General features: G+C 52.1%; 17 protein-coding genes. 2 read left to right on the top strand and 15 right to left on the bottom strand.

From position 1 onward, the window contains the following. Positions 1-11: 11 nt before the first annotated feature. Positions 12-950, bottom strand: a complete 939-nt coding sequence (locus FS806_RS01970; RefSeq protein WP_144932649.1) for an ABC transporter ATP-binding protein — start codon at positions 948-950, stop codon at positions 12-14. 93 nt (positions 951-1,043) lie between these two features. Next, complete coding sequence (locus FS806_RS01965) at positions 1,044-2,057, bottom strand: hypothetical protein (protein WP_144932647.1); 1,014 nt, start codon at positions 2,055-2,057, stop codon at positions 1,044-1,046. A gap of 249 nt (positions 2,058-2,306) precedes the next feature. Here FS806_RS01965 and FS806_RS01960 point away from each other — a divergent pair, with 249 nt between their 5' ends. Next, entirely contained in the window at positions 2,307-2,942 is a 636-nt protein-coding gene (locus FS806_RS01960; RefSeq protein WP_144932645.1) for an SAP domain-containing protein, read from the top strand. A 219-nt stretch (positions 2,943-3,161) separates the two neighbouring features. Here the strand turns inward: FS806_RS01960 and FS806_RS01955 are convergent, their stop codons facing one another. From FS806_RS01955 to FS806_RS01945, 3 genes are all read right to left on the bottom strand, one after another. Next, positions 3,162-4,811 carry a SagB family peptide dehydrogenase gene (locus FS806_RS01955; protein WP_144932643.1) on the bottom strand — a complete coding sequence of 550 codons (1,650 nt, stop codon included), beginning with the start codon at positions 4,809-4,811 and terminating at the stop codon, positions 3,162-3,164. Between the two features lie 226 nt (positions 4,812-5,037). Beyond that, the gene (locus FS806_RS01950; protein ID WP_144932641.1) at positions 5,038-6,984 is read right to left on the bottom strand and encodes a TOMM precursor leader peptide-binding protein; all 1,947 of its coding nucleotides are present in this window, start codon (positions 6,982-6,984) and stop codon (positions 5,038-5,040) included. Next, positions 6,981-8,957 (bottom strand): putative thiazole-containing bacteriocin maturation protein, encoded by a 1,977-nt coding sequence (locus FS806_RS01945; RefSeq protein WP_144932639.1) that lies wholly within the window; start codon positions 8,955-8,957, stop codon positions 6,981-6,983. The genes FS806_RS01950 and FS806_RS01945 overlap by 4 nt, the downstream gene beginning before the upstream one ends. 246 nt (positions 8,958-9,203) lie before the next feature. Between FS806_RS01945 and FS806_RS26025 the strand changes: the two genes are divergently transcribed. Beyond that, the gene (locus FS806_RS26025) at positions 9,204-9,470 is read left to right on the top strand and encodes a hypothetical protein (RefSeq protein ID WP_222126572.1); all 267 of its coding nucleotides are present in this window, start codon (positions 9,204-9,206) and stop codon (positions 9,468-9,470) included. A 510-nt stretch (positions 9,471-9,980) separates the two neighbouring features. On the opposite strand, the gene FS806_RS01935 is transcribed toward FS806_RS26025, so the two are convergent. The 10 genes from FS806_RS01935 to FS806_RS01890 form a co-directional block, all read right to left on the bottom strand. Continuing rightward, positions 9,981-10,415: a Fur family transcriptional regulator gene (locus FS806_RS01935; RefSeq protein WP_144932635.1), complete on the bottom strand. Its 435-nt coding sequence runs from the start codon at positions 10,413-10,415 to the stop codon at positions 9,981-9,983. Between the two features lie 132 nt (positions 10,416-10,547). Next, complete coding sequence (locus tag FS806_RS01930; protein WP_144932633.1) at positions 10,548-11,798, bottom strand: metal ABC transporter substrate-binding protein; 1,251 nt, start codon at positions 11,796-11,798, stop codon at positions 10,548-10,550. A gap of 69 nt (positions 11,799-11,867) precedes the next feature. Then, positions 11,868-12,752, bottom strand: coding sequence for a metal ABC transporter permease (locus FS806_RS01925; RefSeq protein ID WP_144932631.1), 885 nt, complete (start codon positions 12,750-12,752; stop codon positions 11,868-11,870). Next, positions 12,698-13,405, bottom strand: coding sequence for a metal ABC transporter ATP-binding protein (locus tag FS806_RS01920; RefSeq protein ID WP_144932629.1), 708 nt, complete (start codon positions 13,403-13,405; stop codon positions 12,698-12,700). Before FS806_RS01920 ends, FS806_RS01925 begins: the two co-directional genes overlap by 55 nt. Positions 13,406-13,784: 379 nt before the next feature. Further along, a complete protein-coding gene (locus FS806_RS01915; RefSeq protein WP_144932627.1) occupies positions 13,785-14,798 on the bottom strand; it encodes a TIGR03943 family putative permease subunit in 1,014 nt (337 codons plus the stop codon). 57 nt (positions 14,799-14,855) lie between these two features. Continuing rightward, positions 14,856-15,878: a permease gene (locus FS806_RS01910; protein WP_144932625.1), complete on the bottom strand. Its 1,023-nt coding sequence runs from the start codon at positions 15,876-15,878 to the stop codon at positions 14,856-14,858. Between the two features lie 201 nt (positions 15,879-16,079). Then, a complete protein-coding gene (locus tag FS806_RS01905) occupies positions 16,080-17,294 on the bottom strand; it encodes a GTP-binding protein (protein ID WP_144932623.1) in 1,215 nt (404 codons plus the stop codon). 1,118 nt (positions 17,295-18,412) lie between these two features. Beyond that, a complete protein-coding gene (locus FS806_RS01900; protein ID WP_144932621.1) occupies positions 18,413-18,868 on the bottom strand; it encodes an Hsp20/alpha crystallin family protein in 456 nt (151 codons plus the stop codon). Positions 18,869-19,576: 708 nt separating this feature from the next. Then, positions 19,577-20,431, bottom strand: a complete 855-nt coding sequence (locus FS806_RS01895; protein ID WP_144932619.1) for a CPBP family intramembrane glutamic endopeptidase — start codon at positions 20,429-20,431, stop codon at positions 19,577-19,579. A 108-nt stretch (positions 20,432-20,539) separates the two neighbouring features. Then, entirely contained in the window at positions 20,540-21,454 is a 915-nt protein-coding gene (locus FS806_RS01890; protein ID WP_144932617.1) for a polysaccharide deacetylase family protein, read from the bottom strand.

Below are 21,454 nucleotides of genomic sequence, written 5' to 3'. Positions count from 1 at the left end.
TGCAAGCCCCCCTAATTCCGCAGCGTTCTTCCGGTCAGCTTGAGAAACACCATCTCCAAACTGGCCGATGAAGTAGCCATATTTTGAATTCTCATACCTGCATGGATGAGAGTGTGGATGATTCTGTCCAAATTTTCAATTCCCTTTAGCGTCGTCACGCGAATATGATTCTCGCCGACCTGCACCCGCTTCACCCCGTCAATCCGGTACAGCTCGTCTTCGTTCAGGCCGATCGTATTCTCCACGTCAATTTCGTAAAGCTTCTCCTCCTCCAGGCATTCCTTCAACGACTCCTTCGTCCCGTCCGCTATGATGCGCCCGTGATCGATGATGACGATGCGGGTGGAGATCTCCTCGACTTCTTCCATGTAATGGGTCGTATAAATAATACTGGCCCCCTGCTCCTTTAGCCGGACGATCGATTCCAAGATATGATTGCGGGACTGCGGATCGATGCCGACCGTAGGCTCATCCATAATGATGACCTGCGGCTTGTGAGCAATAGCGCAGGCGATATTGAGCCTTCGCTTCATCCCTCCGGAGAAGGTTCTCGGCTTGTCCCGCTTTCTCTCCGAGAGGCCGACGAAGGCCAGCGCTTCATCCGCCCTCCGCTGCAGCTCCTGCCCCCGCAATCCGTACAAGGAAGCGAAAAATTTGACATTCTGCTCGGCCGTAATTTCCTCGTAAATGGCCAAGTCCTGCGGGACGATTCCCAATTGCCGCTTGAAGCGGGCGGCATTCGCCCCCACCTTCTCCCCCTGAAAGAGGATCTCTCCGCGGTCGTAACGGAGTGCCGTCGACAAGATATTAATGGTCGTGCTCTTCCCTGCCCCGTTGGGGCCGAGGAAGCATAAAATTTCCCCCGGATAAACCTCGAACGATATATTCTGCAGCGCTTTGCGATTTTTAAAGCTCTTCTCCAGCAGCTTCACTTCAATAATCGGCTTCATCTGCACTATCACTCCTTCCGGAACCTATCGTACCGCGAAGGAATAAAAAAAGAATCAACCGAATGGTTGATTCTGAAGGTTGATTCTATCCGTTCATTCCGTTCCAAGGTCCGAAAGAGGAACGACCAGGGACTCTTCGAACGCGAAGAAGGCCGATCCCAGCTTCCATTCCGTATCCTCCTCAAGATCGTAACGCCCATTCGCGTTCAAGTCTGCGTAGAACACGACCGAGCCGAAACCGTTCGTCGGCCGCTTGAGAGGAATGGCTGCCGAGAATTCACCGTTATCCCGGACTTCGATTTTCCCTTCCGCCAGAAAATGATGTCCGTCCTCGACCTGGTAGAAGAAGTAAGGCAGGCTTACCCCTTTGATCTTGCCCGACAGCTGCAGCGCAAGCTCCGAGACGGTCTCGGGCAGAGGATCCAGAATCACTTCCGTCTCCCTGGTTACTTCTGCAAAAGCCCCGTTCTCCCACTTCAAAGTTTTGGAGGCTGTTTCGCCCATAAGCTGATCATAGGCCTGGTACGACACTTCTCCCGGCCCCGTCCGCTCCAATCTTACGGAGTAACGGCTTCCCTCCCCGCCGCTTATGTATAGCTCCGACTGACCTTCAACCGGAAGTTCACGAATCCGGTCATCGTCTCCAACGGAAAACAGCTTGTACAGCTTGCCGTTGCTGTTCATATTCTGGCCCAGTGTAAAATCCGGCAGGCCGTCGCCATTGTAATCCTCCATAACGAGCTCGAAGGGATCGACGAACGTCAAGGTTTGCCCGTTGTAAAAATCGTTGATACCGGTCGTACCGAGCACTTCGCCCGCCTCATCGCTGATTTCAAATACGAAATCTCCTTCATAATTGGCCCCCTGGTAAGGCCCGGGATTCCGGTCTTCATAATACTTGCCGTCTACCAGCTTAATCTTTAATATTTTGCGGCTCTCGGGAATCGGAGTCTCTGAAACCGTCATCGGAGTATCTACCGTGATCTTGTTATTATCGGCTTCCGGAGTGTTCGCGGGAACCGGCATGTCGCTGCGGGGTCCCTGTACCGGGTTCGAACAAGCGGCGGCTAGAACAAGCATTGCCATGGATAGCATCAACTTCTTCATATTTCTCCTCCTCGATCTGGCTCAAGCGAAGTTGTCGTTCCTTTCGGAAATAAGTATTAAGATCATAATACATTTGCTTTGGTATCATGTAAATGTTTTCCTTACAAAAAGCGGAGGCATCCCCTCACCGCGTTCAACAAAGCACCGCACAGAAAGTATGTTCGCCAACGAACAACTATGGTACAATTTTGATTAATGTGACTAAGGGGCAAGCAATAAACGAGCACGGTTAAAAGGGGAGGAGCAAATATGAATCCATCACGTCCGGAATTTTCCACTGAGCTTACGGTAGAGGAATTCGATAGACATTATTGGTATAAAGAGGAACTGGAGAATATCTGCCGCCTGCATAACATCCCCGCAACAGGGACCAAAGCCGAATTGCTATTCCGAATCAAGAAATGGTTGGGCGGAGAAGTTACCACCGACCAGCGGAAGGCCAATAGTTCCATTCGAATGGAGAAAGAGCCCGTAGAAATATCGTTGGATACCCGGCTCATACCGGATGGCTTCAAATTTAATCAGAAGGCCCGGGAATTCTTTGCCCGCTACTATAAACAGCCCCGTTTCTCGTTTACCAAGGAAATGGCGGCGGCATTAAGGGAAGCAGAGCGCCGCGGGGATCTGGACATGACTGTCGCCGATTTGATCGATATCTATGAAGGAAAGAAACAAGCGGGCGGCCCGGAGGAAAGCACCTACCAGTGGAACCAATTTGTTAAAGACTTTAATCAAGATCCGAATTCGAAAGCGATCCGCAAAGACCGAATGAAGGTGGCTGCCCATCTGTGGAGGCAAGTGCGGGACCAGCCCGGACGGAAAAAATACTCTCCACGCCTACTGGAGAATTATTTGAGAAATAACTCTGAAACGACTTCAAAATAATTCCTATCCGAAGACACCTGGAAATACCCCATGTTCAGAGCCCTATAATCGCGATACAAGTCGGATAGCGCTATTGGCTATGAAATAAAGACAGCGACACCAGGTTGCTCTTTATGGAATTGCTCGATTGGAGCCGCGAAATCATCCTATCGGGCAGCCGGCTATTTGAGGTCGAACCGAATCTTTCCTGTACTAGAGGCTGGACTGGCCGCCCGGCATTCAGCCATGCAGCCCTCCCGTCAATCTCAGGCGGGGGCGATAAGCCCCGATCGGCACCTGGATCAGGCTGGTCTTCCTCTGCCGGGCCAGGAAATAGATTTCGTCCACCAGGTTCACGTCATAACCGAGAAGCGGGTGTCCTCCCAAGCCGAGTGCGGAAGCTGCCAGCAGCAGCCGCTGCACGAGCATGCCCGCCTCCATCTGCTGAATCCGGTATCCTCTATATCCGAACGTATTCATAAGATGGTCTTTGTCTCCGACGACATGCAGGCAAAGAGGCACCTGGGACAGATTGACGTTATGCCAGGTCATCCCCTGCTGCAGCCAAAGCCGGTGATCCCCGGGACGCAGAAGCGTGAGAGCATGTGCGGCCGGATCATATTGATAAGCGCCGTCCGCCACCCCCTCAACGCCCTTCAAACATCCGTAAATGGAAATCCGCGAGAGGACGGATTCCGGCGAACCGTTCAGGTCGTGGGCGTACACTAGAGAAGCGGCCGCTTCCTGGAGCAGAGCGGCCAATTGCCGCAGACTCACGGGACGCATGACGAAATCAAGATCCGGCGAAGAACGGCGGCGGCAGGCCGCCGCCAAATCGTAGGACAGCCTCTCCACCACCGGCAGTTCTACCCGTTCCTCTGCCATCACGCCGCCGATATTACCTTTGGCCTTAGGTGCCGGGGTCGGGGCCGAAGCCTGATGAACCGCAGCCTCGCGCCGTTCCATCCCTCTCTTGAACATTCGAAAGGCCGCTGCCGTGTCCTGCCACGAAGCCTCGTTCATCTTCACCAGCTTCCGGCATTCCTTGATCGTTCGCGACCGGCCATAATGTTTCGGCTGGATGGCGGGCAGCTCCCGGCATAATTCAGCGGCGGAGTCTATGTTTTCATGCTTCCGCCGGACGGAAAACCAGGTACGGGAGGGAGATGAGGACAGTGGAATGACCGCGTAAACACTCTCTTCCTCTCCCTTAAGGCCGAGCAGATGATGGATCGCCCGATCCAGAAACTGGAGGTAGACTCCCGGAACGAAACCGAACCGTTCGGCCGTCTCCAGAAGCTGCCCGATCACCACCCCGGTGTCGAGCCCGTGCAGACGGTAAGCAAAGCAGCTGTATTTGTATACATTTTTCCAAAAATGGACGGACAGAAAAACGGCGCCAAAGCAAGCCGACAGATCGCTGCGATGGCCGAGCGCCCTGGCCAGATAGCAGTCCATAAGGCCTTCACGCAGCAGCACCAGACGATGATGGGCCGCATCATAATGATAAACCCCGATCGGCAGCCCTGCGGTTTTCAGATACAGGTATAATTCATTTGGATACAGAGCCCCTCCGGATGGGGCAAACCTCCTGCGCAGCCAGATGGCATCCGCTCCTTGTTCCCCGGAACGAGACCCTAGCAGAGATTCGCTGAATTGCGTCAACCCGAAGACATACCAGAGAAAATGACCCAGCTTACACAGGTCGGGAAGGGCCGGCTCTGCCCGCTTTTCCAAATTTAACGGGATAGCCGCAAACAGCGGATAAGCGGGCAAGCCGCGATACAGCTTATACGGCAGCGGGGCGTCGGCCCAATCCACCTCCCAGTCCGGAGGCCGGACCTTGTCTGTATCCTTCTGCAGTTGATGAACAAATTCATCCAGATTCATTCTATCCCCCCTGTCCGTTCCCGTAGTGATATAGGATTTTATACATCTCTCTAAATCGTTCGTACCATTCAAGGATAAACGGCTATCGCCGTCCTTTGGACAGGCGCGTTTACCGATGAAATATAAGAACAGGTATAAGGTGAAACTTATAATTTGCTTATATTTTAAAAAGAGACCTGCTCTATTATGTCCGGCTTGTAAAGCACGAAAACGAACTATTCATCGCTTAAGGAAAGGGGTGGGGATAAGGGTTCAACTGCTCCTGGGTGAGAGGCTGCTCCGCATGTCCAAGCTGAACCGGAACCCGCCACAATCTGTCCAGCCCCGTCAGACGTGCAAGAGAATGGCCGAACGTCATCGGCAGCATGCCCGGAACTAGAACCTTCACACAAGAGAGCCCGTTGCGCGCCAATTCCGGCGCGGTCTGATCCACGACAATGACCTCCAGCTTCAAGCGCCGGAAGTTGTCGAGGATCTCCCGCAGGTCTTGCGTCAGATCGGCATGTCTAGGCACAGGCTTGAACTCCTCCTTCACCGTTCGCGGCGTCTCCCTGTTATCCAGCAGAAAATGAAGCCGCGGCTCCGCCTCCGGCAGGCTGTACAGCATCGAATGATCCTCCATGTCCCTGACCAGAAACGGGTCCTGCAGCATGGGGATATATCGCTCCCGGTTCTCCTCGAACTTATCGCCAAGCGTAAGCAGCATGCCGGCCAACTCGTGAATCGAGCCTTTCATCGCCCGCACCGGATCGGGATGCGCTCCGGCCGCGCAGACGAGATTTCCTCCCTTGCCGGTCCGGTTCTTGGCTATGGCCCATACGCTGGGAATGCCGTGCTCCATGGTGGAGTTATACAAATAGACGTCATAATCGGTGACCGCCTGCAATCGATCGATCATCAGCGACAGCTCCGGGTCCCCCGCAGAGTATGGGTCCAGACGCGGTAGGGGCAATCGGGCATACCAGGTCATAAGAAACGAGTCCCGTTCCACCACTTCCAGCAAACCGTACAGAACGGCTTCCTCCAAGCTTCCTCCCAAGGCGCAGCCGTTGGAGGTTTCATGCACGAAGCGCTCCCCGCAGCCCGAGCTGTAATAGGCTAGCGATTCCGGCACCAGAAGCGGCCGCTCCTGCACAAAGGAGTAACCCCATACCCAATCCAACGGCTGATCCGGATCAAACGGCCGCATGGGAAAACCGGGCCGCTTGTACTGTTCCTCCGAGTATAGGCCAACCTTAACCGGATCCAGCGCCTGCCCCTCCAGTTGGCGAAAGCTGCCGCGGACCACAGTCCGCTTGCCGCGCGGAGTCATCCCGCAATAACGTTCCAGTCCCTCCAGAATCGCCGTTAATTCACTGATCTCATAAGAGTGGGTGCGGCCGGCGCAGCCCTCGTTATCCGCGAACAGAGGCAAATTCACGCTTGCATCGGCAAAAGGAGATACGAGATCCCGCATCGTTCCATTCAGGAAACCGCTGCGATGATCCAGGTAGTCGTTGCGCAGCCTATCCTTCAGCTCATTCAGGGAACGGCAGCGATAGCTGTCCGGATGCGGCTTCGGCCTGGGCAGAAGAGAGACCCGGGCCCCCTCTTCGGAATCATCCGGCGGCTGCGAACAAAGCGGGCATAACGGATCCGGGAGGAAGAAATGGCTGGAGCTTCTCAAAGTTTTCAGATGGATCAGATAGATTCTTTCTTCCCATCGGCTTTGTCCGCCCTGCAGAACATTATGGACGGCATCTGCCAATATAAGCGCCATTTGGCGCAGGCCCGTTCTTGAGGACCACGCATCGATCCCGGTCCTTCCCTCATCCTTCTCCCATTTCTGCTGCAGCTCCCACATCTCCCGGCGGTCACGGCCGGCCATATGCCGCCGCGTATCCGCGCACAAGGAGCAGCCCGGCCTTCCCGGACGAACGAGCGGGCCGATGACGCCTTCCCCGAAGGCGACGAAGCCCCGCAGCCAGGGGACGCCCAGCCTCTGGAGCGCCTTCCCGGTTTCGCGATGAAGGGCGGGTCGCCATGTATCGTGCAGCAGCAGCACTATGTCCGTCTCTTCAAGAATGGCCGTCTGCCCATCGGTCCGACGAATCGTTTCGTACCGGGGGCTCAGCTCGTCGGATACGAAGTCTGCCAATTGACCGCTTCCGATTATCGTAACAACCGCACTCACAGCGATTCCTCCTTTCGAAGAAGCACTCCGAATACCCCCGTCGGGCCTTCTTTCAGGAAGGGCTCCAGCGCCAAATCGCAGACCAGGAGCGGCCGTTCATGCTCTTTCAAGGTCCGCAAAGCATTAAGCAGCATCCCTTCCTCCTCCGAATCCACTGCGGGAAACTCCGTCCACTGTAATATCCTGTCTCCTTTCCGTACGGAAGCGGCTTCGAGAATTTGACCCGAAGGAAGTTTCCCGTCATTTTGCACGGTCATTAATGCCTGCTGCAGTGCCAGGCGCAGGGCCATCGTCCGATTCAAGCCGACTCCGCCGTACCAATGCCCGCCCGAGCCGACCCATACAACGGGAAAGCCGGACAGCCCTTCTCCCAAGGCGATTTCCGGCTCGCCCTGCATCGTCGTCAATGCCTGATAATAATAACGGCTGCGGCCATCCTCGGTCCCGTTCCACTGTATAGGATAGACTGTAGTTGGTCCGTTGGCCGTCCGGCTTCGCAGCATCTCTCTCAAACAAGCTTGCAGCCCCCGGCTGATCCCGGCCGTCGGCGTTTCGCCGGCCCCTACCCCGAGAACCAGCTCCGGTGCCTCCATATTCATCCCCTCGCGGCGATGGAGATAAAGCGTCTCCAGGAAGGGCGCGGCCATTCGTGCCGTATAGGCCTCCAGTCCGGCCAACCCCGCCTCCCGCCGTGCCTCCTCATGAGTAAGGCCGGAGCAAATGATCTCCGGAAGCAGCTCAGCCGGTCCCTCCGACTGAGGATCCGCCGCCTGCACCCGGCATTGGGAGAGCGGCAGCTGGATCAAGTCCCCCTCGTCCCAAATACGTAAAATCCCGGCTTTATCCGATGTTATCCGGGTGAAATAAGCGAAGAGCCCGCTCGTCCCCGAGCCTGCTCGATCCTTGGCCGCGCCTCGCTCCAGGCGGGCTTCCACATCATGTATCCATTCGGCGCCCGCATACCCTGTCACCTGAGGGTGGGGAAGGAACGGATAATAGTCTCCTTCCAGGGTTTCCAGATCCAGCAGGAACAGATGCTTGTTCAGCTTCGCTTCGGATATTCCCGCCGCCGTCTTCAGCCATTCGAACACGATCACATTGGCAAGCATGGCCCCTGCCGGGATCGAGAAGAGATGATGCTGCGGCTCTTCCTTGCACAGAGCGGGCCGGTGTATTCGGCGGATGGCCGATTCCCAGCAGCCGTCCGTTTCCGGATGAATGAGCGGTCCGGCCATACCCGTCTGCTGAAGGATAATGGCGGGGAGCAGCACCTTCTTCTCCTCTTTGCACACGGCATGGAGAAGCCGCAGCTCCCCTTCCCCTCCGTTCTGCGATACATACAAGACAGCATCGAAGGTCCTTACCAACTCCCGCCAGCCCTGCGCCCCTTTCCGCTTAAGCGACACCTCCTCCACCGCTACCGAAGAATCCCACTTGCGGGCATGCTCAACCAGCTCCTCCAGTCTGCGCCGGTCGGTCGGCACCGAATCCGTAACCAACAGGCGGAATCCGGGCAATCCGGATTCGAGCAGGGCCGCCGCCAGCGAAACCAGGAGCGGTCCGCACCCGACCGCCAACACATTGGATTGCCGGAAGCTTTGAAAACGGTAGCCCCCCGAACCGCCCAGGCTGTCCAAAAATTCAATCTGCGAAGCATACTTATCCAGAACCTCGTCAGGCAGCTGATGCGGGCGGTCTTCGCTGAGATCCCGTATGAAACCGTTCTGAAGCAGCACCCTGGCGATTTCATAGACCTGATCCCGATGCGCGTCCTGCAGCCCGTCGGTCAATTCCGCCAATGTATATTCGCCGCTGAACATGGGGATCAGCATTTCGATCCACTGGCGAATTGCCCTGCCTTCCATACGGAACGAAACCATGTTGTTGCGAAAATATACGCCTCCGTCCGATTCGGGAAGATAGAAGGTGTCCCGATTCACCTTTAAACGCATAGAAGGGTTCAAAACCGGCATTTCAATCCTCCTCATCGAGCCTTTTCATATCTACCGACATTCTATTCTCATTCCGTCTATCGCCATACTTTAAATCCTATGTAGAGAAAGATGTCCGACATGACTTTCTTGTCGACTTGTTGCACAGCTCTATTGAAGCTATTTCGGTTCCGCAGAGAGAAGCCATCCTTCCGGTCCGGACAGGGCGGCATCGGGCGGCTCCATTATGTATAGTCTTGGGCCTCTTTCCCTTCATGTACTTCCGGGATGGAGAGAAAGAAGCCGTCGGACCGCGCAAGATTCCTTGTGATGCCATATAGCCTCGCGCGGATCAAACCTCCAGACGGTCTTGATGCTTACGCACTTGACCAACCGGCCAAACTAACGGCAGCGAGCACAGCTTTGACAGCGTGCACAATTAAAGCAGCGAGCGCAATTATGACAGCGGAAGCAGTTGCTGCAGCGGAAACAGTTAAAGCAATTGAAGCAATTGAAGCAGTTAAAGCACTGAACAAAGCAAAATCCGATGCATAGTCGGCCCGGATCCTGGTTCTGGGTCAGGGTATCCCACGAAGTGACCTGACCCGTCTGAAACCCGGTAGCCTCCAAGTTCTGGAGTTGATTTTTAAACTCGTTCATTCCGTTTCCTCCTAATTTTAAATGTCGGATGAGACCCAAGGATAGACTCGGTACGGGAATAACCCTGGGCTGCAGATATACCAACATATGTTAAAAATCCGCTTTTGTTACTCTTTCATTCGCCCGAATAGGCGTAACGGATAACTTCTCTTTGGAAGTAAGCATTGCATAGAATAAACCCACTAAGTGACGCTTAGCTCTTATAGCAAGCGTATTCCGTCCGCACACAACGGAGTCGGTGTCTAAACCTTCCTCTAAATGCGGTCGATCTTCTTGCTTTGCTTCGATAAAGGTTTATACAAGTACTTAGCGAGGAGCCCCGGGACTATAATTTATACTCATAGAAAAAGGGCCGCCCTGCTGCCCATCGGCTACAGAGAGACCCTGCTGTCAATCCATTTGTGTTCAATTGGCCGTCGTCTTGCATTCGTTGCAAATTCCGTAAATTTCAAATCGGTGATTCAGAATGTCAAACTGCTCCGGAAGTCCGGAAACATGCCACATGGGACAATAGTCAAAGGTGACCGTTTTCTCACAATTGACGCAGATTAAGTGATGGTGGTGATGGGTGGAGCAATTGGCCTTGAACTTCAAGCCGCTGTCCAAAAAATAAAACTGCTCGAGGATCCCCATTTCACTAAGGAGTCGCAAATTTCGGTAAATTGTATCGAAGCTTACGCTTGGATATTTTTGCCTCATATACTCGTAAACATCTTTGGGCGACAAGTACTCATCAGTAGTGGAAAACAATTCGGCCAGTCTTCTGCGCTGGTCGGTTATTCTCCAGCCCTTCTTGGACATCGCATCCAGCATCGTTTGAACTGTTTGATTTTCCGCCATTCGACTACCCCTTAAACAACGTAATATGTCTATAGTGCACGAATGAGGAAAGCTAGTCAAGCGGCTGCCAAGCTTCGGCTTCGTCTCTGATTTCATACGCGGAGCGACTTTTCCTAAACCTTAAGGCGAGTGCTATTCGTTCAAGGCATCTTGAAGGGCGCTGAGGTTCTCCTTCATGATCGCGATATAGTCCAGGTTTTGCCCGGCTTCGTCCGCGGTCAGCCCCTCGATCGGGTTAAGCACGGCTGTTTTGGCCCCGGTTTCCTGCGCTAGGACAGCCGCAATTTTCGCATCCGCCAAAGTTTCGAAAAATAAAGTTCCCACTTCGTTTTCCTTGACAAATTTCACGATGTCAGCCATTTGTGAAGGAGAAGGCTCCTGTTCGGGAGAAAGTCCCGCTATGGGAAGCTGAATCAATCCGTAGCGCTCCGCCAAATAACCGAAGGCTGCATGCTGGACGACAAATTCCTTGCGTTTCGCATTAGCGGCCATCTCACGGAAGGCTTTGTCCAAATCCTGAAGCTTGGCGATATATTCCTCAGCGTTCTTCTGATATTCATGCTTATGGTCCGGATCGGCCTGGGCCAACCCCTCCATAATATTCATCACCTGCTTTTGAGCCAGAACCGGATCGGTCCAAACATGAGGATCCAGCTCTCCTTCGCCATGTCCGTGGTCATGATCGTGACCATTTTCTTCATGGTGAGCGTCTTGGGCATGCTCCTCGTTATGTGTGTCATTGTCCTCGCTGTGATCATGGACATGAGCTTCTCCATGTGCTTCTTTGTCATGGCCATGCTCTTCGGCATGGGCGTCATGGGCATGCTCGTGGTCATGATCGTGGTCATGATCGTGAGCATGGTCGTGAGCATGGTCGTGAGCATGGTCGTGAGCATCCCCTTCAACCGATTTTTCTTGGTCATGGTTATGTCCGTGATCGTGTCCGTGAGAATGGTCGTGGAAATGATCGTGGGAGTATGGCATCAGCTCCAGACCCGCGATAGCCTCCACTTTAATCAGCTGAGGATGATTAATGCTGTCCAGAACTTGATCGACCCAATATTCGACCATGCCCCCGTTATATACAAAGACATCCGCTGCTTGAATCACTTTCAAATCCTGGGGTGTAGGCTCCCATCCATGCGGCTCGGCTCCCGGCGGGATCAAGGGGATGACCTCCGCATGCTCCCCGGCAACATTGCGGGTAAAATCATAAATCGGATAGATCGTCGTAACCACCTTTAGCTTCTCCGGCAGGTCTCCCACGGCCGGAATAGTCTCATCGTTATTCAAATCCTTCTTCGCTCCGCAGCCTGCCAAAATCAACAGGAGAGCAGCGGCAATGACTAACGTTTTATTGAATGCAGATTTTGAACTCATCATCTTCCTCCATAAAATTCTGCGCAACGCAGACCCCGTCTTGTACGTTGCCAGTAAGTTGTAAGTTGTTTATTAGGATTGAGAGGAGCGAGAAGCCGCCCCTGCCTGCAAAGCTGTATCTTGCCCGGCCGATTTACGTTTTCTGATCTTTATAAATTGATGCCAGCCGCGCTTCGCCCCTAATCCGATTAACAAAAACACCAGCAGAACCAAGGCAATGGTCCCTCCGGGCGGCGTGCTTAGCTGATAGGCCAAGGTCAGCCCTGCATATACCCCGGTTAACCCGAAAAGCATGGACAGCACAACCGCCGAGGCAAAGCCCGCAGCAATCCGAATGGCGAGGGCGGCGGGCAGCACGATTAAAGCCGAAACCAGCAGCACTCCGACAATCGGCATCGCGGCCGCGACCGTCATTCCGGTCAATACGCTGAACGAAAACGACAGCAATTGAACGGGAAGGCCGTTCGCCCTGGCCGTCTCCTCATCGAAGGTCATCTGATACAGAGGGCGGCGCAAGAGCCATAGGTAAACCCCGCCCACTACGGTGACGATCAACATAAGCCAAAGCTGCTGCTGATTGACGGCGACCACGGAGCCGAATAAATAGGCGGAGAAGCTTTTATTTATACCTTGATTCAAGCTCATCAGAACGACAGCGGTCGACAGCCCGCCGGTCATAATAATGGCGACGGACATTTCGCTGTAGGATGGATAGAACCGCCGGATGATTTCTACCGCCGCCGCTCCGGCAACCGCTACGGCAAATCCCGCCAGCGTAGGATTGATTTGCAGGATCGTGCCGGCGGCTACGCCGGCTAACGAAACATGAGACAGCGTATCGGCCATTAAGGCTTGTCTGCGAAGCATCAGATAAACCCCCAGCACGGAAGCCAGCAAAGCGATTAATCCGCCAGCGTAAAATGCCCGCCGCATGAAATCGAAGTGCAGCATTTCCATCTCCCGTACTCCTCTCTGTGCAATTGGATGATGCGGTTGGTATAGCCGTTTACCTCGGCCAAATCATGCGTAACTATAACGACCGTTCTTCCGAAGGCCTTGACTTGACGGTCCAGCAGCTCATAGAGCTGTTTCCTGCTTTGGCTGTCCAGACCCGTGGCCGGCTCGTCAAGGAACAGCAAATCCGGTTCCTGCGCGAGAGCGCGGGCAATGCAAATCCGCTGCTTCTGTCCTCCGGACAATTCGCCGATTTTCCGGTCCCGAAGCTCCCACAGGCCGACTTGGCGCAGCGCATTTTCCGTCTGCTGCCGATCTTCTGCCGTCCATCTTCTCGGCCATATTGTGTTGGCGAAGCGTCCGGAGCCGACTAATTCCCAGACTTTGCTGGGAAATCCGCTGTTAAAGGAAGCGATCCTCTGCGGAACATATCCGATAGACAGCTTGTGGCCGCCAACCCCTCGCTCCGCCAGCCAGACGCGTCCGCTCCACGGCTTCAGCAGACGGAGCATCAGCTTGAGCAGCGTTGTTTTGGCAGCACCGTTAGGACCGGTAATAACGACGAATTCACCGGTATCAAGCTCCATACTGGCATCTTGCAGGCATGGCGAGTCCGTGTAACCAAAGGTGACCTTCTCCATCGCAGCCAGCAGCATATTCTCCCTCCTTTTCAACTATACGTAATTATTACGATTAAATTTTATAGTTTTATATACTACATTATGTTCTTCGATTTGTAAATAGTAATACTTATTATTTTCATAAAGTGTCATGATGAGAAATCTATATAAGCTGTAACGGACATGAGAGACTCTATTTCGTCAACCTAGGCCGTTTTCTTAGACGGACACAGACACGCTTATTTCATGGAATTCTCCTGCTTTCGCCTGCATTTCCTGGAAATGAGGCCATCGGAGTTCGTTGGGATTGCCGGAAGGTCCTTCAGAACCGATTAAGTGTGGTGTCCCTTTTATCCTCATAAGAATCTTGAAGTTGGTTTAAAAACAAATACCGGGAATCGCTCCGCTTATCCCTTTAAAGATCGTCAAAGTAGTAATAGTCGGGATAGACATAAGGGGATTCCGGTGCATCTATTTTTTCGATGTTTTCAGCATCGATTTGGACAATTTCATTATCATTGTACAGAGTTTTACCAATGGTTCCGGTTATCCTCACCCACGTATCCTCCGCATAATTCCCGGCCGAAGAAGCTTCCACCATGACACCGTAAGGGGAAGCATCCGCCGCGCAGCAAGAAATTGCAAGCCGCGCCACAGCGAACTGGTTAGGCGACATTTCGTTCTCCCGATATACAAAGCCGCTGATTTCAACAGGTTTTCCAATAAAATTGTCCATAAAAAGGTCTAGCGTGGAAAGGATCTCCATAAAGCCTTCCGCTTCAATATCAATCTTCTCCTGCAGGTACAGCTTCATCCCCAATTTAGCCAAGTCGTCGAAAAATTCCTCCGCCCGGAACAGCTCCTGCAGCTTCTCTTCGTCTACCGCAGCCTGCGACCCGGCTTGTTCCTTCCGCTCGCTCCCGTTAGAGGAATCGTTATTCCCCGGACGGTCAGCATTCGCTTCCATCCCTAGACCGGATGGAACATCGGTCATCCCCATCGGAGATGGCGTCGTTACGGGATTTGCTGAACCAGCCGGCCTGGAAGAAACGTTGTTCGCGCCGCTGAAATTCATTCCTTTCACAGAAGCCACACTGCTCCCCATTACCATGTTTGGCATAAGAAAACCGAGAAGAAGAGGAAATAAAAACAATCCGTAAATCATGCCGTTCATCAGCATGGACCGGGGAGGAACATGATCACAACCGCAGGACTCCGCTGTGCCGAACAGAGATTGCACCGCTGCAAAGGCCTGATGAATGGCGAGAGCAGTCAAACCGAAAGCGGCATATTTCACATAAGGCTCCATTCTCGGGGCTATGTAATACATCATGTCTCCCGAGCGGACAAGGTGAATGATATAGAAAGAGAAACCTGCAAGAATAGCGGACCGCAGCAAATAATGAAGGGTCATGGAACGTTCTCCCATCCTTAGCAACCTCACTTTGAATAGAGATGATCAATTTCCGCGCACTTTATATCCCGTTTACAAGAAAAGCTGGCTGAATATATTAGACCCGATAAAGACCGAAAACGTGATAAGAACGATCAGCAGCAGCACAAACCGCGTTCTGAAAACGGAAAGGAACATCAGCGTTGTTTTCAGATCAAGCATGGGGCCAAACACCAGAAAAGATAACAAAGAGCCCGCCGAGAATGTACCGGCAAAGGACGAGGCGACAAAGGCGTCGGATGTGGAGCAGAGAGACAAAATATATGCATAGCCCATCATAAACAGGTGAGAGCTGTATTCTCCCTGGCCGATGGCCAGCAGTTCACCTCTCGGGACAAAGGTTTGAATAGCGGCGGTTACCATCGTTCCGAACATTAAATATTTGCCCATCTCAAAAAATTCGCTTGCCGAATGCTCCAGCATGGAAAATAGCTTGCTGTTGCCATTATGAGGGCGGTGCTTGTGGTCACTGCCGGAATCCGCACAGAGGGTAGCCGGACTGTTTTTGAGCGGATTTTTCTTAACAAAATGGTGCACGAAGAGTCCAATAAAGGCACCGACCAGGATCGCGAGTCCCATCCGGGAATAGAGAATGTCCGGCCGGGTGCGGAAAGCGTTATACGTGGAGGCATAGACAATCGGATTGACAATCGGCCCTGTCAATATAAAAACAACTCCGACATACAGCGGCATTCCTTTGGCGACGAGCCTGCGAATAATGGGGATTAATCCGCACTCGCATACCGGAAATATAATGCCAAGCAGGACAGCAGACATAATGCCCATCATAGCATTGCGAGGAATGAAGCGCTGAATCATGCGATCCGAAACGAAGGTTTGCATAAAAGAGGACACGAGAACCCCGATCAGAATAAAGGGAAGCACTTCCAAAATCAAACTGATTAGCACTGTTTTAAAGGACTGGAGTTCCACAGAGCCGAATACGGGAACAGCCGCGGCCAAAACTTCCGGATTCATCGCCAGCACGAGTAAAAAGCTGATCAGGACGATGATTAAACCATTTAAGGCCAACTGAACGGGATTAGTACGCAACATGGAGCCTCCTTTAATGTTAAAGCGGCGGATTCTCTACTGCAGCGATACACAAACGCTCGAGCATGGCCTTTCCGTGACCGCTGCAGGACATGCATTGCTATATTATATAATAAATATGTGTAAATATTACAATTAAAGGCGTAAAAAAACAACTACAACACGAGATTTTCATGCAGTCTCTGTCTGAATGACATATCTTAATTACCGTCCGGGCCTTTCCGCTGCCATCTCTCCGACGTTAGGAAATTCATCCGGGAAATCGCTCCAATCTTCGTTCATCTCTTCGTCGGACAGTAGACAACGGTCCAAGGAAGCGATCAGCTTATCCTTATCCATATCGATCCCGATGAAGACCACTTTATTGACCCTGTCCCCATATGCCGGGTCCCAGTCTCGGGCCAGTTCGGCTTCTTCCTGCAAGATTTCACGCCTTTCTTCTTCGCTTAAAGCCGCAACCCAATATCCGGCCGGCCCGAATCGGATCGAAGGACCGGCCTGGCTGATGCTTTGTGCGTAATCGTTACGGGTAGCGAGCCACATAATTCCCTTGGCTCGAACGATCTCTACGGGCCAATCCTCCATCCATTCCATCAATCTCCCCGGATGAAACGGCCTGATTCGTTCATATACGAACGAAGAAATACCGTACTCTTCCGTCTCCGGCGTATGGAAGCCGTTCCCCAGTTCCCGAATCCAGCCGGCAGACTGGCTGGCCTTCTCAAAATCAAACAAGCCGGTATTCAGTATCTCCGCCGGATCGACCTTCCCCTGAACGGTTCGAATGAGTCGGGCACGCGGCTGAAGCTTGCGCAGCACTTGCTCCAGCTCTTCCAGGTCCTCTTCCGCCACCATATCACATTTATTCAGGATCAATACATCGCAAAATTCAATCTGATCGATCAATAGGTCGACAACATCTCTCGTATCGTCTTCATTTACAGCTTGTCTGCGCTCCAGAAGAGTTTCGCCGGACGAAAAATCATGCCAGAAGCGATTCGCGTCAACGACCGTCACCATGCAGTCCAATCGGCAAAATCGGGACAGGTCTACCCCCTGATCCTCGTCAATATATGTAAATGTCTGGGCCACAGGAACCGGTTCGGAAACGCCGGTTGATTCGATAAGGATGTAGTCGAAACGGTTTTCCATAGCCAGCTTCTCCACTTCTCGCAGTAAATCTTCCCGCAGCGTACAACAGATGCAGCCGTTGGACATTTCCACCAGCTTCTCTTCCGTCCGGGACAGGCCTCCTCCATCCTTCACCAACCCGGCATCTATATTCACCTCACTGAGATCGTTGACGATAACGGCCACACGCAACCCATGGCGATGGTTTAGAACATGGTTTAAAATTGTGGTCTTCCCTGCACCCAAATATCCGCTAAGCACAGTGACCGGAATTTTCTGCGCATTCATTGAATACCCTCCTTTATTTATAGCACATGTTTAATCGTAATGATTACGATGATTTGAAGTGTATCATGATTGATTTCGTCATGTCAATCCAATTTCGGGAATTGCTCTGCTCTTTATAACTCAGCTTTCGCAGAGCGAAAATCGATTCAAAGCGTTGGCTGGACGGGCGAAATATAAGTTAGAAACCCATTGCTTTCTAATGGGTTCGGGACGATTTAACTGTATTTATACAGGTAAATTCAAGTGAATGGCGGAAAGGGATTGAAGTAAATGGAAACTCTTCCATTTTGACCCTATGCCGCTGACCGCGACACCATCAGATGATGAAAATGGATGGATTTTCAAGGTAGAATATAGTTGAATGGCTTCAATAGTGTGAAATTTGAAAACTAAATGGATTTCATACAGTTAGATTTCTATATTCAGAAGAAATATGGAAACTAACTGGAAAACCTACAGCTAGTTTGCGCCAAAACAGCCGTTTCGCCCAAAGTTGCCCATTTTAACTGTAGTTTATCCAGTTAGTTTGATCATTTTCGCCCATTCGCTTGAATCTACCTGTACAAAATACAGTTAGACGCGCCATTCCGTTTGCACGGCACCAGCAGACGGTGAAAATAGACGGATTTTCAAGGTAGACGTGCCGCTCCGCTTGCAACGATGCCTGCAGAAGGTAAAATAGACGGATTTTCAAGGTAGTTTCCATATTTCGCTTTCAGAGGAGCATACTAGCTGTAGGAAATCCAGTTAGACGCGCCATTCCGTTTGCACGGTTCCAGCAGAAAATGAAAAATAGACGGTTTTTTCAAGGTAGAACTCCAAGTCGGAAAAGCGCCACCGGTACCCTCAAACGGGCGCCATCAGACGGTTGAAAATGACGGTTTATTTTCAGAGGAGATGCCCTTCGATGGCTGTGTTAAGAGGTTTTTAGGCGGGGGCAAAACCAGCTTGCTTCTTCATTTAGTGGAGAAAGTCCGAGTTGTTTTTCATAAATGTTGCGGCGATACATAGTGCATGGCCGAGATGAAGTGAAGGCAGGCCGGCAGGGACTGCAAGTTACTCCGGGTAAGCAGTCACCGCCGGTCCTAAGTGTCCGGTTGTTGTTCGGGCTTGAGCTCTCAATATAGATTGAGATACAATTCTTTTCCTTTGCCTTTGCGCGAGGTTTTGGGCATACGGATCTCGACAATTCCGTCCTTCATCACAGCTTTGCTCCGGTTTGCAGAGACAAGAGCAGGCAGCTTGACTTTATATTCACGCTCTCCCCAGCCTTCCATTTGCAATGATGCGGGGTATACACGAATTTTCAACATATACGGATCAATTTCCTCCGGCAGCTCGAACCTTACGAAGACGGAGCGGTGGGTCTCGAATACTTCCGGTTGCGGATTCCATTGAGCCGGGACCGCCTCGGGAATACGTTCTTTCAGCAGACTTTGAACGTAATTTTGAATCCAATTCGAATCCGGGAACAGGGAAGCCGTCCCTTGCTCCGAGGAGAAAGGAAATTGCCCCTTCGTCAGTTGATCCAACAGCTTCTGCAGCTCCAGCGGCTCTTTAAAAAAGCTCTCCATCTCACATCCCCCCACTTCTCTTCGTACATTATACGCATAAGCGGAGAATTAGGTACGGACCCGGATTATGGATGGGGCGTTCACAACTTTTCCTCACTATTCATACAACAGCTTACTTCCGGGAACGGTGATCCGCACAGAGTAAGTAACCTTTTCTCGGGGCAAGAGGCTTCATGTCTGGCGTCCGCCCTATACATTTATTTGCTTAAGACTGTCATAACTCTGACAATTAATGATGATGCTGACGGGACCAAAGTGAAGAAGGATCGCTGCGGCGGACAGCATTCCATTGAATGGCGATTTTTTATCTGACTTGTTGTAGTTTATTGGATTAGAGCTCAGGGAAATTTTACAGAATCGTTGGGCCTAATTCTGCACTGTTTAAGAAACTTGCGAAGGTTCGTGCGTTCTGGTGAGGTCCGCTGAAAAGCTCGTGCTGATTTTGTTGGAGGAAGAAAAATGCCCCAGCCTGGATAGCTTTCCGACCGTGCATACAGATAAAATATCAAAGCCCGTCCGGCCAAAATCACGGGAGTTCCGATCGGCGACGGGCTGACAATTATGAATTACGATGTAGCCAAGCTGACATTCTGTGCTGTTTCCGGTCTGGGCGAAGGAAAGGCTGCACCCGCGACACGGTCTCTTACCCGATGAACTCCAGGTTAATCCGGACGTATGCCGGCTTGTACCTCCTAGCTTGAACTCGGTTTACAGGATCATACCGCTGAATACCATTAACAGATTGATTACTCCGTGCCATAGGATCGCGGGATAGAGGCTGCCTGACCGGAGGACGACCGCTCCGTAGAAAATACCGCCGCCGGCGAACAATAGGCAAATCCACCAGTCGAAGCCCAGGGAGTAATGCTGAAGTCCGAAGCCGAGACTCGTGACCAGCAGAGCCGGTTTAGCCCCTATCGTTTCTCCAAATCTCCGCAGCAGCACCCCTCTCCAGATAACCTCCTCCAGGAAGGAATTAATCACGGCGAAGGATATCGCGATAAGGACAAAGCTCAGATCGAGGAATGCGGTCCGCTGCATGACAAAAGGAGCAAACACCAGCAGATTAATAAGAATCGCCAGCATCAAAAACATCTTCACGCTAACTTGATGAAAACCGGAATCGATCCATGGAAAAAACAGCTTGGTTCGAAGATCGGGCTTGTTCAAATAAGGAATCGGCTTCTCCCGAAACCATAACGAAAGCAAAACCATTGGGGCGACTAACAAAAGAAGGGACAGCCGATTCAGCAGAACGGTGCTTTCCTGTCCTAAGGCAAGGCTTTCGAGCCAATGATTGAATACCCGGTATAGCAGAAAACCGGCCATATACCCGAGAATAGTCGTATGAAGAGGATAATACCGCTGATTGATCCGGGGCAGCGCCGCTGCAAGCAAAACAGCCAACCCGGCCAAATAGGGCCTACCGCCTTCCAGTTGGGTGAATATGATCATCAGTACGAACGAGCCCGATAACAGAACCTCTGGAAGGAACCGCCTCTCCTTCCCTTCGGTGCGATAAGAATGTGCTTCATTAGATTTATCGTATTTTAATCCAGTCAACGGATGCCCCCTATACGCTTCGGCTTTGCTCCAATTTATTCATTGTACCGGGTTTGCCCTGCCGTGACAATCCCATCGTTGTTACGGACAGTCGCTCGGATGGGCCCATCATTTTTTGACAAGCATCTTTAACAGCGAAGCCGCCGAGCGGAACCGGGAGCTTCCGCCTATCGGCCGTATGGACCGGTAGGTCGTTAGCGATACTTTGGCATCTCTAAGCGCGTATGAGAAATCGTCGTCCAGCATGAGACGGTGCTCCCACACCCTCTTGGGCCAGGAGGGCAGAAAGCTCTTGAGCTCGTCATCCTCTACGGCCGGATGAATATACGTCTCGCTTATCCCTTCGGGAAGCTCGTATACTTTCTTCACCAGCATTTTCTTGAAGCTGTCATACGTCTCGCCCTCCTCTACATGGTAAGGATGGGTGAGCAAATAATCCGGCATCCCGACGCCCAGCGTATCCGCAAGAGCGACAATGCCGGCCAGCGTCTGCTCCGCGTTGGGAATGGAGGCCAGGAAGTCATCCTTGGCGTAAATCTTGCGAAAGATGCGGAAGGGCAGTTTTCTCTTGGCGCATTCCCAGAAGACGACCGGGAGATAGGTCTTACCGGTGGCCAAGCCGTAAAGACTGCCCATGTGGTTGTCCACATGCGATATGTTCAGGCCGGCCTTGGCCACGGCCTGGAATTGGGCGTTGATCTCTGCTCTAACCGCTTTCGGTTCGGCGTTCCTTTCGAATTCCTCGATCGTCCTGTACATATAACCACTCTCGTCATGAAGAGAAGGCAGCCCCGTCAAGCTGCGCCAGCGATGCCCGTCGTATTCGCTGGTCAACGTCAAATGCAGACCGACATTGACCTCCTGCCTGCTGCGGCACCATGCCGCCGCCTCTGCAAATTCCGGTGCCGGGGGCATAATCGTCGCCGAGGAGACCCTGCCTTCTTCAAGAAGCTGGAAAATGGCCTGATTCGCTGCCTTGCACTGGCCGAAATCATCGCAATTGATGATTAAAGATCGCTTCAT

It is taken from the genome of Paenibacillus sp. 32O-W, from assembly GCF_007679495.1.
GTDB classification, from domain to species: Bacteria; Bacillota; Bacilli; order Paenibacillales; family NBRC-103111; genus Paenibacillus_L; species Paenibacillus_L residui.
The sequence above is the reverse complement of the archived record's forward strand: the minus strand, read 5'-3'. Positions and strand labels throughout refer to the sequence as shown.

What these genes read in the sequence shown, in the direction of transcription:
- FS806_RS01905 (WP_144932623.1), bottom strand. Translation starts at nt 17,294, where the DNA reads ATGAATGCGCAGAAAATTCCGGTCACTGTGCTTAGCGGATATTTGGGT.
- FS806_RS01935 (WP_144932635.1), bottom strand. Translation starts at nt 10,415, where the DNA reads ATGGCGGAAAATCAAACAGTTCAAACGATGCTGGATGCGATGTCCAAG.
- FS806_RS01900 (WP_144932621.1), bottom strand. Translation starts at nt 18,868, where the DNA reads ATGGAGAGCTTTTTTAAAGAGCCGCTGGAGCTGCAGAAGCTGTTGGAT.
- FS806_RS01920 (WP_144932629.1), bottom strand. Translation starts at nt 13,405, where the DNA reads ATGCTGCTGGCTGCGATGGAGAAGGTCACCTTTGGTTACACGGACTCG.
- FS806_RS26025 (WP_222126572.1), top strand. Translation starts at nt 9,204, where the DNA reads ATGGAGAGAAAGAAGCCGTCGGACCGCGCAAGATTCCTTGTGATGCCA.
- FS806_RS01890 (WP_144932617.1), bottom strand. Translation starts at nt 21,454, where the DNA reads ATGAAGCGATCTTTAATCATCAATTGCGATGATTTCGGCCAGTGCAAG.
- FS806_RS01915 (WP_144932627.1), bottom strand. Translation starts at nt 14,798, where the DNA reads ATGGGAGAACGTTCCATGACCCTTCATTATTTGCTGCGGTCCGCTATT.
- FS806_RS01945 (WP_144932639.1), bottom strand. Translation starts at nt 8,957, where the DNA reads ATGCCGGTTTTGAACCCTTCTATGCGTTTAAAGGTGAATCGGGACACC.
- FS806_RS01925 (WP_144932631.1), bottom strand. Translation starts at nt 12,752, where the DNA reads ATGGAAATGCTGCACTTCGATTTCATGCGGCGGGCATTTTACGCTGGC.
- FS806_RS01955 (WP_144932643.1), bottom strand. Translation starts at nt 4,811, where the DNA reads ATGAATCTGGATGAATTTGTTCATCAACTGCAGAAGGATACAGACAAG.
- FS806_RS01910 (WP_144932625.1), bottom strand. Translation starts at nt 15,878, where the DNA reads ATGTTGCGTACTAATCCCGTTCAGTTGGCCTTAAATGGTTTAATCATC.
- FS806_RS01930 (WP_144932633.1), bottom strand. Translation starts at nt 11,798, where the DNA reads ATGATGAGTTCAAAATCTGCATTCAATAAAACGTTAGTCATTGCCGCT.
- FS806_RS01965 (WP_144932647.1), bottom strand. Translation starts at nt 2,057, where the DNA reads ATGAAGAAGTTGATGCTATCCATGGCAATGCTTGTTCTAGCCGCCGCT.
- FS806_RS01970 (WP_144932649.1), bottom strand. Translation starts at nt 950, where the DNA reads ATGAAGCCGATTATTGAAGTGAAGCTGCTGGAGAAGAGCTTTAAAAAT.
- FS806_RS01960 (WP_144932645.1), top strand. Translation starts at nt 2,307, where the DNA reads ATGAATCCATCACGTCCGGAATTTTCCACTGAGCTTACGGTAGAGGAA.